The organism is Streptomyces sp. NPDC025784 (assembly GCF_055558435.1).
In genome coordinates this window covers 79,288-93,574 of record NZ_JBVHMN010000006.1, presented here as the reverse complement: position 1 = coordinate 93,574, position 14,287 = coordinate 79,288, and the positions used below count along the sequence as shown (strand labels likewise).

The window sequence follows — 14,287 nt, the reverse complement described above, 5'->3', positions numbered from 1 at the left end:
TGCGCTGGGGGAGTGCGGGTCAGGCGGTCGGCAGCGGGAAGACCATGCACGTGCTGGTGGCGTGCGCGAGAAGGCGATCCGATCCGTCCAGCAGTTGGGCCTCGGCGAGTGCGGTACGTCGGCCGCTGCTGAGGACGCTGCCGACGGCGCGGATCTTGCCGGTGTCGACCGTGATGGGGCGGAGGAACTTCACCGTGAGGTCGAGCGACGTGTAGCCCATGCCCTGCGGCAGGGTGGACTGGACCGCGCAGCCCGCCGCCGAGTCGAGCATCGTCGCGTAGATCCCGCCGTGCACGCTGCCGATGGGGTTGTAGTGCTCCTCGCCGGGCACCAGCGAGAACACCGCTCGTCCGTGGTCCACCTCTTCGAGGGCGACGCCCAGCGTCGCGGCGACCGGGGGCGAGGGCACACGTCCGGCGAGGATCTCCCGGAGGAACTCCAGCCCCGAGCCCTGCCCGACGGCGGCCGCCGAGAGGGTGGGGTCTTCCCAGTCGTATGTGCGAGACCGTTCCATGCGGCTGTGCTACCTCCTCTGGCTTTATTTTGCGAAGCTAGCTCGAAAGGATGCTGACTGTCAATGACAAAGCCAGGTGGCTTGCCTACGATGACGGCATGAAGTGGCTGGAGATCAGCACAGAGAACTGCACGGTCCAGCGCACCCTCGACCTGATCGGCGAGAAGTGGACGCTGCTGATCCTGCGTGACGCCTTCAACGGGGTCCGTCGCTTCGACGACTTCCGCCGCCATGTGGGACTCTCGGAGGCGGTCCTGGCCGGCCGGCTCCGCAAGCTGGTCGAGGCCGGGATCCTGAAGACCGTGCCGTACCAGGAGCAGGGCAGCCGCACCCGGCACGAATACCGCCTGACCCCCAAGGGCCGGGATCTGTGGCCCGTCCTCGTGGCGCTCCGACAGTGGGGCGAGACACACGTCGCGGATCCCGAGGGACCGGTGCTCGACATCCAGCACAGCGACTGCGGCGCCCCGGTACGTGTCGTGGTCGAGTGCTCCGACGAGCACGCGGCGCTCTCCCCGACAGAGGTCATCGTCCTGCCGGGACCCGCGGCCCGACCCCGGAGCTGACACCACGGCGGCGGTCGCAGGCGCTTGAGGATCTGGCCGCGCTTCCGTTCGTGCCCCTTCACGCAGGACTGCGAAGCGCCTGGTCCGCGCCCGGCGAACGTCGTGGGTAGGTCCCACACGAGAGTGCTCGCGGTGTGCGCCGGGGCAGCAGGCGTGCTGGGCGGGGACGCCACAGCGCCGGCCTGCCGGCGGGGCTTGCTCGCGAAGCCAGGCATCTCCCTATTCCGGCCGAGCCGCTCGATGCTGTGGGTCCCTTGCCGGGCCGGTCACAGGTGCACTGCCGGGATTCAGGTCTGTTGCTTCGCCGACGGCTGGGGCCGGCTGCGTCCGAGCTCTGTGTAGCGGGTGCGCATCGCCGGGCTGGCCGCGCGCCCCGCGGTGAAGACGAATGCCTCGCTGTCGTCCAGCCGGCGACCGGTGTGCGCGTCGATGACGACCGGTTCGACCTCCTCGCCGGTTTCGGCGTCGACCAGGATCATCGACCGCTGCTCCGGCGTGAGGTTCTGGTTGCCCCAGGCCGCCAGGGCGACGATCACAGGGCGCAGCGAGCGTCCTCGCTCCGTGAGGACGTACTCGTGCCGCAGGGGGTTGGTCTGGTATGGCCGCCGCTCCAGCAGGCCGTCGGCCACCAGTGCCTTCAGTCGCGCGGTCAGCATGCTCGTGGAGATGTCGAGGCTCTGCTGGAACTGGTCGAACCGTGTGTAGCCGTCGAAGGCGTCGTGCAGGATCAGCAGGGTCCACCACTCGCCGACGTGCTGCGCAGTCGTCGACAGCGGGCACTCGTGGTCCTCAAGTCTGATCCGGCTCGCCATGGAATGACTCCCTCGGGTTACTGCTAAAGTGAAAGTGACTAGGTTCTATTTTAGCAGTAACTAGGGGTGTGCCACAGGTGTGCCCCGGAACGGACATGCGCCATGCCCTCAGTCATCGACGCCTCACTCGACGGCCGCCGCGCCCTGGTCACCGGCGGAAGCAAGGGGACGGGGGCGGCGATCGCGGCCCGCCTCCGCGCCGCGGGCGCGACGGTTGTCGTCACGGCCCGAACTCGGCCCGCCGACCTCCCGCAGGAGGAGTTCATCGGTGCCGACCTGACCACGCCCGAGGGCAGCGAACTGGTCGCGGCCGAGACGCAACGGCGACTCGGCGGCGTGGACATCCTGGTGCACACACTGGGCGGCTCTGCCGCGCCGTCCGGTGGCTTCCAGGTCCTGACCGAAGCGGTGTGGCAGCAGGAGCTCAACTGGAACCTTCTTGCCGCGGTCCGGCTGGACCGGGCGCTCATCCCCGGCATGCTCGCGCAGGGGCACGGAGCTGTCGTCCATGTGTCCTCCATCCAGCGGAGCATGCCCCTCTGGGACGGCACCCTGGCCTACGCGGCGGCCAAGGGTGCGCTGACCACGTACAGCAAGGGCCTCGCCAAGCAGGTCGCACCGCACGGCGTACGCGTCAACACCGTCTCCCCCGGCTTCATTCGCACAGAGGCGGCAGACCACCTCATCGACCGCATCGCCGAACGCACCGGCGACCGCGACTCCGCCCTGGCTTCCCTGATGGATTCCCTCGGTGGCATCCCCCTGGGCCGCCCCAACCAGCCGGAGGAGGTTGCAGAGTTGGTGAACTTCCTCGTCTCCGACCGTGCGTCGGCGATCGTCGGCGCCGAGCACGTGATCGACGGCGGTACGGTCCCCACCGTCTGAACCCTCCAACGCTGCGAACCCATGAAAAGCGAGGCAATCATGACCGAAACCCTCTCCTCCGCGCCGGTGGACCGCGACGGCCTGCCCGAGGTGATCCGTCGCTATCTCACTGTGCACAACGCGGGCGATGCCTCGGCGTCGGCGGCACTCATGACACCGAACGCCCAGGTCACCGACGACGGGAAGACGTATGACGGTCTGCCTGCCATAGAGCAGTGGCTCAACCGCGCAGCCTCGGAGTACACGTACACGACCACCTATGTGGGGGCTGTCGAGGACGCACCGGACCGTTGGACCGTCACCCAGCGACTCGACGGCAACTTCCCCGGCAACACGATCGAACTCCGCTACGCCTTCACCCTCGAGGACGGGCTGATCCGCCGACTGGTCATCGCTCCTTGAGGCTTTCGGGTTCCGGCAGCGCGCCACAGATCGCTGGCCTTGCCCACGCCTGCTGGCCGCGGCCGGGCCTCCGGCGGAGCTGTTCCGCACTGCCGCGCCGGAGGACCTGGCCTGCTCCCGTCGCGCCTCGGTCCACCGGCGAGGAATCTGCACGCTCCGTCATCACCGGCTGCGCTTGGAGCCGTTGACAGTGTGCGGGTGCGGCGCGCCGACCGCGCAACATCCGCACGTCGTGGGGCCGGTCCCCATCCCGCCGGCTCGCACGGTCGAGCCGCCTGCGGGAGCTCCGGGCGGGTCGTCGTCGAGTGTCCTTGAGGGTGCGACGTCTGGCTGGCGATGGAGTTCATGCAGCACACCGGGGTTTCAAGGCCCGCGGTGCGCAGGACTTCATCCAGCCCCACCGCGAGGCCGGCACGCGGGCTTCTTGAGCAACCCGGTCGGCGCCTTCGATCCGAGCCTAGTGGTCGATGCTGACGACGATCTTGCCCGTGGCGCTTCCGTCCGCCACGGCCGTGTGCGCGTCCGTGATGTCGGCGAGGGAGAAGTGGCGGGGGTCCAGCGTCGGCCTGAGCTTGTCCGTGTCCACCAGGCCGGCGATGTTGCGCAGGATCTCGCCGTGGTGCTCGCGGCCGCGGCCGGTCAGCATGGGGGCGAGGGTGAAGACGCCGGAGTAGGTCGCACCGCGGAAGGACAACGGGGCGATGCTGTGGGTTCCCCAGCCCAGAGAGCTCAGCACGTGGCCGGTGTAGGTCCGCGCGATGGCGAAGGAAGCGTCGAGGACCGGACCGCCGACGGTGTCGTAGACGACGTCGAAGCCCTCACCGTCGGTGAGGCGGGCGACGTACTGGTCCGGTGTCTCGGCGGTGTAGTCGATGGCGGTCGCTCCTAGCGCTTCGACGGCCTTGAGGCGGTGCGGTGCGTCGGTACCGAAGACCTCGGCGCCACGCGCGTGCGCTATCTGGATACCCACGTGCCCGACACCACCCGCGCCGCCGTGGATCAGGACCTTCTGGCCGGCGCTGACCTGCGCCCTGTCGATGAGGCCCTCCCATGCCGTGATGGTCACCAGAGGAAGTGCGGCCGCCTGGCGCATGTCGACGGACTTCGGCTTGTGGGCCAGCAGGCGGGCGTCGACCGCCGCGTACTGGGCCAGCGAGCCCTGCAGGTCGCCTACGCCGCCGGTCATTCCGTAGACCTCGTCGCCCGGGGCGAACTCGCTGACGCCCAGGCCGACCTCCTCCACCACGCCGGCCATGTCCAGACCGAGCACCGCAGGGGGCGTGCGCTCGGCGTGCGCGGCCTGGCCGGCAGCGATCTTGATGTCGAGAGGGTTGACGCCGCTTGCCTCGATTCGCACCAGCACCTGGCCGGGACCGGCCATGGGCTTCGCGATCTCCTTCAGCACCATGGGGGCGCCGAACTCTTCCAGGACTACTGCACGCATGGTGTCACCTTCAGATGTGCGTTGTTGAACCAGGTGTCGGCAGGTCCGGCATGGCCGCCGGCTCCCTTAATCAGACAGACTAGTTCGTTCGATTAAGGGAGGCAAGTGAGCTCTGACTACGGCCCCCATCGGCCGGTGAATGACGTGGACGGTGGCCGCGACATGCGCAGGCAGGGCTCGCGAGGTGCCGCTGCGGACCCGCGGGCCGTTCCGGGCAGGCGATCGCGGTCCAGGGCGCTGCGGGGAACGGCCTCTACGGAGGACCTGTGCCCGCGGGGCGGTCGAGGCGCGGCCGGGCGCAGCGAGGGGATCGGTCCGCGCCCACGGGCGGAGAGGGGCAATCGCCCCGCCCTCCTTGAACGCGGTCAGGCAGAGGGAAGCGATCGCCCCGCGCCCTTGTGTGGGGTCGGGCGCGCCTGGCGCCTTCGGTGCAACGCAACCGGGCTGTGGTGCACTGCGACCGTGCGGGCGGCGCTCGGGTGCCGGTTCGGCTCCGTGTCACGGTGTCCGTGACGCGCGGCCGTTCGGCGGCCTGGTCCGGAACGTGTGCGCCCGCCCCTGGCCAGGACCTTCAACCTGCAGTCCGGGCGAGGGTCGTCGGTCACCGCGATCGCGGGCCGAGCGGACGCGAAAGGATCAGACGGTTGCCGCGACGTGCACGGCCACCAGCAGCTTCGCCGCCGTCTTGGCCTCGGCCACGACGGCTCGGTCCTGCAGCAGCCGACCCGATGTCAGAGCGCCATCGATGAGGAGGCCGATGTGCCGGGCCAGACTCGGGGCGTCTGCGGCTCCGGCGCGTGCCGCGAGCTCCGTCAGCCAGTCCTGCCGGTGCGCCGAGTGCTCTTCGGTCACGGCATGCGCCTCCGAACCGGCTTCGGCCTCCACTGCCGCGCTCACGAACGGGCAACCGAAGAAGCCGTGGCGGTCGAAAGCGTCGGTGAGTGCGTCGAACAGACCCACCAGCTGCTCGCGCGGATCGTCTCCCGCGCGTTCGGCCGCCGCGGACAGCTGTGCCAGCCATGAGACGTCGGTCCTGCGGAGGTACTCCGCCACCAGCTGTTCCTTGGTGCGGAAGTGCGCGTAGAGGGTGGACTTCGCGACCCCGGACACCTCGATGACCTGATCGATGCCCACACCGCGAAGGCCATGGGCGTAGAACAGGTCCGCCGCAGCCGCGAGGATCCTCTCCTCGGACTTCGTCTTGCGGATCTTGGTTGCCATGATCGGTCCTCCCTTAATCAGACAGACTAGTCCGTCTCTGATCGAGGAGGCAATCACGGTCCGGTCGATGTGCGCGCAAGGCGTGGTCGGCGAGGAGCCGCCGCAGCCACCGCCGTGGAGGATCGCCGCGAAGACGCTCGTGAAGAACATTGCGATCTTGGGATTGCCCAGATTCGTCAAGGCCCCGACGCGCCAGGCGGCCGCTCGCGAACGGGGCTCGGCCTTGACGACGGTGGCCGGTACGGACTCCCCTCGCCGCCTTGTCGAGCGCAGCAAATGACGCAACGAGCACCTGACGCAGCTCGCCCGCGACGGCTGACTTGTCCTGGCGGGCCCGCTGCTCTTCCGGAAGGTTCTTCATGATGCCTTTCGCCCTGTCGACACGTCCACGCGATGGCGTCTGTCTACGAGCTACTCGCCCTGGGCGGTCGCCTGTACTCCCAAGCCACCTCCGGCTACCGCGTCTCGCCGTGCGGGCGAGCCGGCCGGGGACGATCGCTGGCGTGGTCTCGTCCGACAGTGCTCCAAGGGATGCAGGACCGTCGGGGCGTGGGGCGCACGGCGGCGCGGTCCGTTCCTCTGAGGCGAGTCGGGCGCCGCCGTCAATGTGCAGCACCGTGCCGGTCACGTACGGGTTGGTCATGGAGAACAGCACGGCCTGCACCAGGTCCTCGACCGTTCCTACGCGTCGCGCCGGGCTGCTCTCGGCGTCCGGCTTCGCCGCATGGCGTCCAGCTCCCGGGCGTACCGTGATGGCAACCACCAACGGCGCGCTGGCGTGAACGTCAACGAGCCGCCCTCCCGCACCTGGCCCACCGTGTGCGTGGCCAGCAACCGGGGAACCGGTCACCTGGCCGCGAAGGCGCGTTGCACAGCCTCGAGTTCCAGCTCGGCGAGCGGACCGGTGGCTGGTATGGAGGCGGTGGAGACCAGGTGGTCGAAGGCGCCGGCTCGTTGGGAGAGTCCGGCGATCGAGTCCTCGTCGGTGATGTCCAACGGGACGACTTCCGGTGTCCCGGCCAGACGCTCCGCGGTGCGCTCCACCTTCTGGGGGTCAGGACCCACAGAACCACCACTGCGTCCGCCGATGTGTCACTCGAGAGCCCTGGAAGACGCTAGTGAGGTCGTTGTGTGGCTTTCCATTCGGTGATCTAGGACGATGGCGCACGCATCGAGGAGCCTCGCGCATTGCGCGGAGGAACACTCCTCGTAAGAATTCGAGCAGTATCATTTTGGGCTGTGTTTTCTGTCGGCCCTTCGCGCCGACCGGGGCCCTTCGGTCGCGAGGCAGCCTGTTCACGCATCCTGCCTCGGATCATCGGGACTCGCTACTGGCCTATCCTGTTTCATCCTCACAGTTCACCCGGTTCGCAGTCTCGCCGACGAGGCTCTGCCGCACTCTGATAAGGGAGCCGATGGATCCCCTCAACGATGTTCTTGCCCTTCTGGACATGCGCAGCGCGAATTTCGCGCGACTGGAAGCAGTCGGCGCATGGGCGATCTCTTTCGCCGGATACCAGCACATCAAGCTGGGCGCCGTCCTCGAAGGCGAGTGCTGGGTGGAGACCGAAGGCGCCCCGCCCATCCGGGCTGTGGCGGGCGACTGCTATCTGCTGGGCAACGGCCGCCCGTACCGGCTCTCCAGCGATCCCACGGTCCCCGCTCAGCCCAGCAGTGACGTCTTCGTGGGCTTCATCGAGGGTGGCAGCGTCCGTGTCGGGACGTCAGACAGCCCACCGGACGGGGTCGTTGTGGGCTGCGGGTTCCACCTCGACACCGCCAACGCGGCGGTCCTTCTCGACGTGCTGCCGCCACTCGTGCACGTTCCTGCGGACACGGGCGAGGCCGGTGCCGTCCGTTCCGCACTGGACATGTTGCGCCAGGAGACAGCCAACCCAGGGATCGGCAGCGCCCTGATCGTCGAGCGGCTGGCGCACATCGTCCTTGTGCAGGTGCTCCGCAGCTATGTCGCCGCTCAGGGTTCGAGTGGCCGGGCATGGCTCACCGCTCTGGCCGATCCAGCCGTCGGCACAACGCTTTCCCTCATACACGAGTATCCCGCCCATCTGTGGACGGTGGCCGAACTGGCCGCAAAATCAGGCATGTCTCGTTCGCACTTCGCGGCACGCTTCAGCGAACTCGTCGGCACGCCTCCCCTCGAGTACCTCGCCAACTGGCGAATCCGGTCCGCGGCACGGGAACTTCGCACCGGAAACCGCACGCTCGCCTCACTCGCGACTCAATATGGGTACCGCTCGGAGAGTGCCTTCAGTCACGCGTTCAAGCGCGTGACCGGTGTGGCTCCCGGTCGGTACCGCAAGCAGGCCCGGTTGCCCTGAGCCGTTCCGCCGGCGGCCCGTTTCGGTCGTTGCCGGCTCCCGTGTGGAGTGTGCGACTTCCCCGGAATTCTTGACGGCGTTCCTCCGAGTGAGGGCCGACCAGTGGTGTGGGCCCTCACGATTTCTGTCGGTGACAGCGAGGCACTGTCAGCCGAGGAACGACTGACCGGCGCGCGTCTTCGACGCCCGCTTGATGGTGTCGAGCAGACGGTGCTGCACTACGGCATGATCGAAGCCTGGCACCGTTGCCCTTCCCTCACGCAGATCGGTGGCGAGAGCGGCGTAGACCTGTGCGACGTTGTGGGCCGGTCCCGTCAGGTGGCGGGGCACTCCGTCGAAGTAGCGGTCCGGGATGTCGATCGGTGCGATCGCGGCGTCGCTGCCGCGCCCGCCCTCCAGGACCAGGTCGATCACCTGCAGGTTTCCGTTGATGCCGGCGGCCGTCAGCACGAGATCGCCTTCAGTGCCGTTGATCTCCCTGCGCAGGTTGTCGCCGCGTGAATGGGCTCCCCGGTAGAAGACCGAGGCAGCGGCGCCGCTGCGCAGTGTGCCGGTGACGGACACCTGGTCGGGTGCGGTGACCGGAATCGTGATCCCCTCGTCCATGAGACGGACCTGTGTACGGCCACGGACCAGGTGCGCGGACACCTCGTCGAACTCCCCGACGACGGAGGTCAGCGCGTCCAGGGCGTGCATGACGGGCACCTCGAGAGTGGCCGCGCCGCTGGTGTCGTCGAAGATGTAGGCGTGCGAGCGGTCGGTCTCTGCGCCCCAGGCCACGCCCGAGCCGACGAGCGTCGTGCTCAGCACCTTGCCCACGTATCCGTCGGCGATCAGGTCGGCGGCGTGACGGACGGATGGAGCGAAACGCCCCTGCAGGCCGATGGCGGTACGGACCCCCGCGGCACGCGCCCGAGCCGCGAGGCCGACGGCCTCCTCACGGTCGGCGCCGAGCGGCCACTCGCTGTAAACGGCCTTGCCGGCCTCCAGAGCGGCCGACACCAGCGCGTGGTGGTGTCTGACCTTCACCGCGACGACCACCAGGTCCACGTCAGGGCGGGAGATCAGGTCGTGATGGTTGTCGTACGCCCCGGGGACGCCGAACTTCTTGGCTGCCGCCTCCGCGGACTCATGCCGGGTCGTGCTGATCGCACGCAGTTCGTAGTCGGGCAAGGCATCAAGAGCGGGCACATGGCCCGTCGCCGCCCAGCTGTTGAGGCTGGCTCCGATGATGCCGACGCCGATCTCTGCCATGGTTCTCCTCGTGCAGTGGGGGCAGTACGCCACGCGCCTCCGATGCTCGTGCAGAGCTCATACAGTGGGGGAGAGGCGCAAGTGCTTCACCTGTTGTTCGGTACAGGCAGCACCGAGCGTCACACGGGGGACGAAGTCGAACAAGAAGGCACTTTCGGGTGCCCAGGTACCCCGGAGGGAACCATGGCAGCGACTGCCGCAGGGGAGTCCCGTGTCCCCGGGGCTGGAACGCCCGACTGCCGAGAGGATTCCCGTCCCCTCATCCGGAGCGTCCTGGAACGGATCGGCGACAAGTGGAGCGTCTCCGTGGTGTGCCAGCTGGGTGAATCGACCTACCGCTTCAACGAGTTGCGGCGGCTGGTCGATCCCATCACCCAGAGGATGCTCAGTGCGACGCTTCGGGCACTGGAGCGTGACGGGCTGGTGAGCCGGACGGTGCACCCCACGATGCCGCCGCGGGTCGACTACGCACTGACCGGGCGCGGACTGTCGCTGCTGGATGTGCTCCGTGACCTTGCGGGGTGGGCCGATGCCCACGCGGAAGAGATCGGGTCCTCGCGCGCCGAGTTCGACGCGCAGGCGCAGTGATCTGCTGTCGCGTCTGCTCAGGGTGACCGCGCCGGCGGCGTCGGACAGCGCTCGACTGCCCCCAAGGTGCGACGTCACGTCGGCCGGCAGCGACCCCTTCGTACGGGCATGCCTTTCGTACGTGTCCGCGTGGTGAACAGGGACCTGTATCGCGGTGTCACATCGGTGATTGGTGTGAACTCGCCATTCACTGTGACGAACGGAAATGTTGATTCCCGCAGGACCGAGACGCACGTCACCCGTGGAGGGAAAGCGGCGGAGTAAGTGGATCGCCCCGACATGCTCGGCACTCTGAACATCATGTCTGCGCGTCCAGATATTTGACTTCCTGGAAGCGATCGGTGAAGAAGGTACCGGCGTCGTGTGATGCTGATGCCGGCGATATGAACAAAGGGGATGATCGAGAAGTGTTTTCTGGTCGAGCCTGGCGTCTCGTGAAGTTCGGTGCACCGGCCGACTCCATCGAACTCCAGCAGATGACGTGGCCCGAGCCCGTGCCGGGGCAGGTGTTGATTCGCGTGCGGACGGCCGGGGCGGGATACCCGGACGCAATGATGGCGGCAGGTCATTTCCCGCTGCTGGGAAATCCGCCCTTCGGTCTCGGTGAGGAGGCGGCGGGAGAAGTGGTCGCGGTACCGTCGGGATCGCGGTTCTCCGTCGGCGATCGGGTGACCGGCATCACCGGTTTCCTCGACGGGTGGGGCGGATACGCCGAATACACGTACCTGCGCGAGGAATCCACGATCAAGATTCCGGCGCGGATGACTACCGAGCAGGCCAGCGGCTTCCCGATCGCCTTCCGCACCGCGTACGCCGGTCTGGTCGACCGCGCACCCCTCGAAGCCCGCCAGGTGCTGCTCGTGCTCGGTGCCGCCGGCAGCAGCGGCGGAGCCGCCGTACAGCTCGGAAAGGCGCTGGGGGCGACGGTGATCGCAGTCGCCGGGAGCCAGGAGAAGCTGGACTTCTGCAGACTCCATGGCGCCGACCACGGCGTGAACCATCGGACCGAGGATCTGCCCGCACGTGTCGGGGAGCTCACTGGAGGCCGCGGAGCGGATGTCATCTTCGACCCCGTCGGCGGGGCCACGGCACTCACCGCACTGCAGGCGATCGCCCGCGACGGGAGGGTGGTACTCATCGGTCTTGCAAGTGGCGAGCCGGTGGCCCTGAACTCCATGGACATGCTGCTGCGCAATTACTCGGCCGTGGGTGTTCTTGCCACTCCCGGCAGTGCGGCGGAAGAGGCGGTGGTATGGGACCGCCTGGCAGACCTGGTGGACAGAGGCGCGATCAGTACACCGATGGGTCACGTGTACGACTTCTTGGACGTGCCTGAAATGATCGCCAGGCAGTCGGCGCCGGCGGCCGGCAAATCAGTCGTACGGATTACTGTGGAGTGACATCACGCGGCGGGTTCGACGCCGGAAGCACCGGCGTCGAATCGGCGGGATCCTGCAGGCCCCTGGATTTGTCGCTCGTGCCGGAATTTCCGCGGGTGTGACCTGAGCAACTTGATACTGGCGAAGCGCGCGACACGTCTCCAATGATCACAGGGTGGAACGTGCGAGCATAGATCTCGGATTCCTGAGCATGTCCTTCGCCGGTATGACCGTCTACTGTAAGACCTGCTGAAGGGGTGCTCCAATTGTGTCGGCGTGTCATCTGCTCCGTGACTCTTTCCGGACGACGACTGTCGCAGACCCCTTCGGGAATCCACGTATTCATCAGGACATAATGACCCGAGGGGACGGCGCATGCCTGCTGACACCTACAGTCAGCCCACCATCCTGCTGGTTCATGGAGCCTGGCACGGTGCCTGGTGCTGGGAAAAGCTCGTCGCTGAGCTCGAGGTGCGAGGATGGGACGCCGCCACGGTGGATCTTCCGAGCGCGTCGGCCGAGGCCGAGCACCCGGCAGGGATGTACGACGATGCCGAGGCGATCCGCGAGAAGCTCGCCGGGATCGACGGGCCCGTGGCAGTCGTCGCACACTCCTACGGCGGTATCCCCGCCACCGAGGCCGCCGCCAAGGCCGACAACGTTTCCCGGCTGATCTACCTGGCGGCATTCCAACTCGAGGAGGGCGACTCGCTGGCCGGCCAGTCGGGCGGAGCCCTTCCGGCAGGGGAGACCGGTGCGTTGCCTCCGAACCCCGAGCACCGTGAGTACTTCTACAACGGGGTGACGGACGAGGACGCCGTCTGGGCGGCGGAACGGCTGGTGCCGCAGAGCATCAAGTCCTTCAGCGAGCCGCTGACTGCCACGGCCTGGAAGGATGTGGAGTCGCGGTACATCGTCTGCGAGCTGGACAACGCGCTTCCGCTGCAGTTCCAGCAAGGACTGGCGGCTCGCTCCGGCAAGTCCTACCAGCTTCCGTCGGGGCACTCGGCGTTCCTGTCGATGCCGGCCGAGCTGGCCGAGATGATCGCCGTCGCGGTCCTGGACTGAGCTGGTTCCTCGAAGCTGACCCTCCGGCCCGGCGCAGCCCGCACGCGACTGATCCGTTGCGCCGCGGTGGCCCGAGCTTCGCCGGATTTCTGCACAGACAGGCCAGGCCCCGGTTCTCGAACCGGGGCCTTTCCGCGAGCTGTTTCCAAGTGGCCTGAGCCGGTCGGGCGCGAGGGCGGCGTCCTGCCCGAGCTGCCGATGAGCGTGCCAGCTTCAGGTCTCAGGCGATCCTTGTGATGCGCGGTGCGACCGGGGCCCGGCCGGAGACATGAATGTCGATGTCCACCGACAGGTCTCCCTTGGCGGCCGGATGTACCACGACCGACTCCCCGTGGCGTACCGGTCGTTCAGCCGATGGTCCACCGCTGGGTGCGCGCGTTGCGGTCGCATACCGTCGTCCGGTAGAGGCCGCCGGAGGTCTCGTAGAGGCAGAGGCGGGTCGCTGTGTTGCGGAGCATGACGGCACTTGTCGGCGCGGGTTGGATGACCTGCCAGAGCTGGTTGTTCCCGCCGTTGCACCCGTTGGCGTAGACGTCCCCTGCCGAGTTGCTGTCGAGGCAGTGGTCCCATGTGTAGTTCTGGAGTGTCGAGGACGTGTTGGTGGTGCCGGTCCACCGCCAGTACAGGTCCGAGTAGCCGATCCCGCAGTCCTGGGACCACAAGTTGTAGAAGGAGTTCTCCTCGATGCATCGCTTGTACTCGTAGTTCGCGAACCGGTCGAGGCTGGTCGCTGCTGCGGTCTCAGCGGCGGTGGCCGTGCCCGGCATCGCGAGGGTCAGCGGTGTGGCGAGCAGCACGGCCGACCCGATGGCCGACATGGCGCGCCTGATTCCTGTGCCGAGAGTCGACATGATCGATTCCTCTCAACTGTCTTCTTGCTTCCCCGAGTTGGCACCGGCACATGGTGGCAGACGATCGCCGTGATCGGGACCGGGACCGGCCATTCAGATACAAGCGGGCCCGCTCCTCCCGACGTGGGCCGACAGGGCCGCGGGTCGTGGGCCGTGGTCCGTGGTCAGTGGGAACAGTGAGGGAGAGTATGCGGGTCTCGGAGGCCACGGTCGTGGCGGTCGCGGTCCGGGCGACGAAGTCGTCGTGCTGCTGAGCGGTACTGTTCCGGGTCCGGCCAGGGCGTCGACCTCTCGCGGGGCTGACCCCGGCGGCCGGGCCGCCCGGGCGTGCCGCCGATATCCTGGGACGGAGATCGGGGGCTTTCCTCATCCGGAAGGCAGCACGATGCGGCATCGACACCTCATGCTCCTCGCAGCCCCGCTCCTCGCCTCCTCGGTGGCCCTCGCCCCCGCCTACGGTGCACAGGCCGGAACCGCCGGGACGAGCGGGGGCAAGCAGGCGGTGAAGGTCACCAAGGTCGAAGTGGTCACCCTGCTGAAGTCGGGGGAGACCGTCAAGTGCAACGGCACTCCCGTGGCCATGGCCTTCGACGGAAAGATCACGGCGAGCGGGCCGGGCACGGTCCGCTACTACTGGACCGTGAACACCAGCCGAGCCCGGGTCTCCCCGGGATCCCTCACCTTCGGCATGGGCACCTCCACGAAGGTGGTCCTTCAGGTCGTGGACGTGCCGGCTCCCAAGAACGCGAAGGCGGTGACCGGGTACGTCACGCTCCACCTGCCGGACCAGAAGAAGAGCGTCCGCAGCGCGCAGGTGACCTTCCCCTGCAAGAAGTGAGACCTGCTCCTTCTTGCGCTTGAACGACAGCTTCGGCAGGCCCGCCGGGGCACGGCGGGTGACGACAGTCTGCGGGCACTTCCTCTGACTGTCCGGGACTGTCCGGGGACGGCAGCGTCGCGTCCG

At 67.9% G+C, this 14,287-nt stretch carries 15 protein-coding genes; 8 read left to right on the top strand and 7 right to left on the bottom strand.

The features are described from left to right. Nucleotides 1-19 precede the first annotated feature (19 nt). Nucleotides 20-514 (bottom strand): PaaI family thioesterase, encoded by a 495-nt coding sequence (locus ACZ4IF_RS15820; protein WP_467563210.1) that lies wholly within the window; start codon nt 512-514, stop codon nt 20-22. 98 nt (nt 515-612) lie between these two features. Here ACZ4IF_RS15820 and ACZ4IF_RS15815 point away from each other — a divergent pair, with 98 nt between their 5' ends. After that, nucleotides 613-1,080, top strand: a complete 468-nt coding sequence (locus tag ACZ4IF_RS15815) for a winged helix-turn-helix transcriptional regulator (protein ID WP_467563208.1) — start codon at nt 613-615, stop codon at nt 1,078-1,080. Nucleotides 1,081-1,367: 287 nt separating this feature from the next. Here the strand turns inward: ACZ4IF_RS15815 and ACZ4IF_RS15810 are convergent, their stop codons facing one another. Continuing rightward, nucleotides 1,368-1,892, bottom strand: a complete 525-nt coding sequence (locus ACZ4IF_RS15810; RefSeq protein ID WP_467563205.1) for a winged helix-turn-helix transcriptional regulator — start codon at nt 1,890-1,892, stop codon at nt 1,368-1,370. Nucleotides 1,893-1,994: 102 nt separating this feature from the next. Between ACZ4IF_RS15810 and ACZ4IF_RS15805 the strand changes: the two genes are divergently transcribed. Continuing rightward, nucleotides 1,995-2,777, top strand: a complete 783-nt coding sequence (locus tag ACZ4IF_RS15805; protein ID WP_467563202.1) for an SDR family oxidoreductase — start codon at nt 1,995-1,997, stop codon at nt 2,775-2,777. A 39-nt stretch (nt 2,778-2,816) separates the two neighbouring features. Then, entirely contained in the window at nt 2,817-3,179 is a 363-nt protein-coding gene (locus ACZ4IF_RS15800; RefSeq protein WP_467563200.1) for a nuclear transport factor 2 family protein, read from the top strand. A gap of 457 nt (nt 3,180-3,636) precedes the next feature. Here ACZ4IF_RS15800 and ACZ4IF_RS15795 read toward each other — a convergent pair whose 3' ends face one another. The 3 genes from ACZ4IF_RS15795 to ACZ4IF_RS15785 form a co-directional block, all read right to left on the bottom strand. Continuing rightward, on the bottom strand, nt 3,637-4,623 hold the full coding sequence (locus ACZ4IF_RS15795) for a zinc-dependent alcohol dehydrogenase family protein (protein ID WP_467563198.1): 987 nt from the start codon (nt 4,621-4,623) through the stop codon (nt 3,637-3,639). Between the two features lie 636 nt (nt 4,624-5,259). After that, complete coding sequence (locus ACZ4IF_RS15790; RefSeq protein ID WP_467563197.1) at nt 5,260-6,024, bottom strand: TetR/AcrR family transcriptional regulator; 765 nt, start codon at nt 6,022-6,024, stop codon at nt 5,260-5,262. A 666-nt stretch (nt 6,025-6,690) separates the two neighbouring features. Continuing rightward, the gene (locus ACZ4IF_RS15785) at nt 6,691-6,909 is read right to left on the bottom strand and encodes a hypothetical protein (RefSeq protein ID WP_467563195.1); all 219 of its coding nucleotides are present in this window, start codon (nt 6,907-6,909) and stop codon (nt 6,691-6,693) included. A gap of 350 nt (nt 6,910-7,259) precedes the next feature. Here ACZ4IF_RS15785 and ACZ4IF_RS15780 point away from each other — a divergent pair, with 350 nt between their 5' ends. Continuing rightward, entirely contained in the window at nt 7,260-8,183 is a 924-nt protein-coding gene (locus ACZ4IF_RS15780; RefSeq protein ID WP_467563193.1) for an AraC family transcriptional regulator, read from the top strand. A 147-nt stretch (nt 8,184-8,330) separates the two neighbouring features. Here ACZ4IF_RS15780 and ACZ4IF_RS15775 read toward each other — a convergent pair whose 3' ends face one another. Continuing rightward, the gene (locus ACZ4IF_RS15775; protein WP_467563192.1) at nt 8,331-9,437 is read right to left on the bottom strand and encodes a Gfo/Idh/MocA family protein; all 1,107 of its coding nucleotides are present in this window, start codon (nt 9,435-9,437) and stop codon (nt 8,331-8,333) included. A 261-nt stretch (nt 9,438-9,698) separates the two neighbouring features. On the opposite strand from ACZ4IF_RS15775, the gene ACZ4IF_RS15770 reads away from it, so the two are divergent. The 3 genes from ACZ4IF_RS15770 (at nt 9,699) to ACZ4IF_RS15760 (ending at nt 12,472) form a co-directional block, all read left to right on the top strand. Further along, the gene (locus ACZ4IF_RS15770) at nt 9,699-10,025 is read left to right on the top strand and encodes a winged helix-turn-helix transcriptional regulator (RefSeq protein ID WP_467563693.1); all 327 of its coding nucleotides are present in this window, start codon (nt 9,699-9,701) and stop codon (nt 10,023-10,025) included. Nucleotides 10,026-10,366: 341 nt separating this feature from the next. Continuing rightward, nucleotides 10,367-11,425 (top strand): NADPH:quinone oxidoreductase family protein, encoded by a 1,059-nt coding sequence (locus ACZ4IF_RS15765; RefSeq protein WP_467563190.1) that lies wholly within the window; start codon nt 10,367-10,369, stop codon nt 11,423-11,425. 354 nt (nt 11,426-11,779) lie between these two features. Further along, nucleotides 11,780-12,472: an alpha/beta fold hydrolase gene (locus ACZ4IF_RS15760; RefSeq protein WP_467563188.1), complete on the top strand. Its 693-nt coding sequence runs from the start codon at nt 11,780-11,782 to the stop codon at nt 12,470-12,472. A gap of 347 nt (nt 12,473-12,819) precedes the next feature. Here ACZ4IF_RS15760 and ACZ4IF_RS15755 read toward each other — a convergent pair whose 3' ends face one another. Continuing rightward, nucleotides 12,820-13,323: an RICIN domain-containing protein gene (locus tag ACZ4IF_RS15755; protein ID WP_359502257.1), complete on the bottom strand. Its 504-nt coding sequence runs from the start codon at nt 13,321-13,323 to the stop codon at nt 12,820-12,822. Nucleotides 13,324-13,726: 403 nt separating this feature from the next. Here ACZ4IF_RS15755 and ACZ4IF_RS15750 point away from each other — a divergent pair, with 403 nt between their 5' ends. Beyond that, nucleotides 13,727-14,161 carry a hypothetical protein gene (locus ACZ4IF_RS15750; protein ID WP_467563186.1) on the top strand — a complete coding sequence of 145 codons (435 nt, stop codon included), beginning with the start codon at nt 13,727-13,729 and terminating at the stop codon, nt 14,159-14,161. Nucleotides 14,162-14,287 lie beyond the last annotated feature (126 nt).

Bases quoted from the DNA above. Each gene is read 5' to 3' on its own strand.
- ACZ4IF_RS15820 (WP_467563210.1), bottom strand. From the start codon at position 514: ATGGAACGGTCTCGCACATACGACTGGGAAGACCCCACCCTCTCGGCG.
- ACZ4IF_RS15815 (WP_467563208.1), top strand. From the start codon at position 613: ATGAAGTGGCTGGAGATCAGCACAGAGAACTGCACGGTCCAGCGCACC.
- ACZ4IF_RS15810 (WP_467563205.1), bottom strand. From the start codon at position 1,892: ATGGCGAGCCGGATCAGACTTGAGGACCACGAGTGCCCGCTGTCGACG.
- ACZ4IF_RS15805 (WP_467563202.1), top strand. From the start codon at position 1,995: ATGCCCTCAGTCATCGACGCCTCACTCGACGGCCGCCGCGCCCTGGTC.
- ACZ4IF_RS15800 (WP_467563200.1), top strand. From the start codon at position 2,817: ATGACCGAAACCCTCTCCTCCGCGCCGGTGGACCGCGACGGCCTGCCC.
- ACZ4IF_RS15795 (WP_467563198.1), bottom strand. From the start codon at position 4,623: ATGCGTGCAGTAGTCCTGGAAGAGTTCGGCGCCCCCATGGTGCTGAAG.
- ACZ4IF_RS15780 (WP_467563193.1), top strand. From the start codon at position 7,260: ATGGATCCCCTCAACGATGTTCTTGCCCTTCTGGACATGCGCAGCGCG.
- ACZ4IF_RS15775 (WP_467563192.1), bottom strand. From the start codon at position 9,437: ATGGCAGAGATCGGCGTCGGCATCATCGGAGCCAGCCTCAACAGCTGG.
- ACZ4IF_RS15760 (WP_467563188.1), top strand. From the start codon at position 11,780: ATGCCTGCTGACACCTACAGTCAGCCCACCATCCTGCTGGTTCATGGA.
- ACZ4IF_RS15755 (WP_359502257.1), bottom strand. From the start codon at position 13,323: ATGTCGACTCTCGGCACAGGAATCAGGCGCGCCATGTCGGCCATCGGG.
- ACZ4IF_RS15750 (WP_467563186.1), top strand. From the start codon at position 13,727: ATGCTCCTCGCAGCCCCGCTCCTCGCCTCCTCGGTGGCCCTCGCCCCC.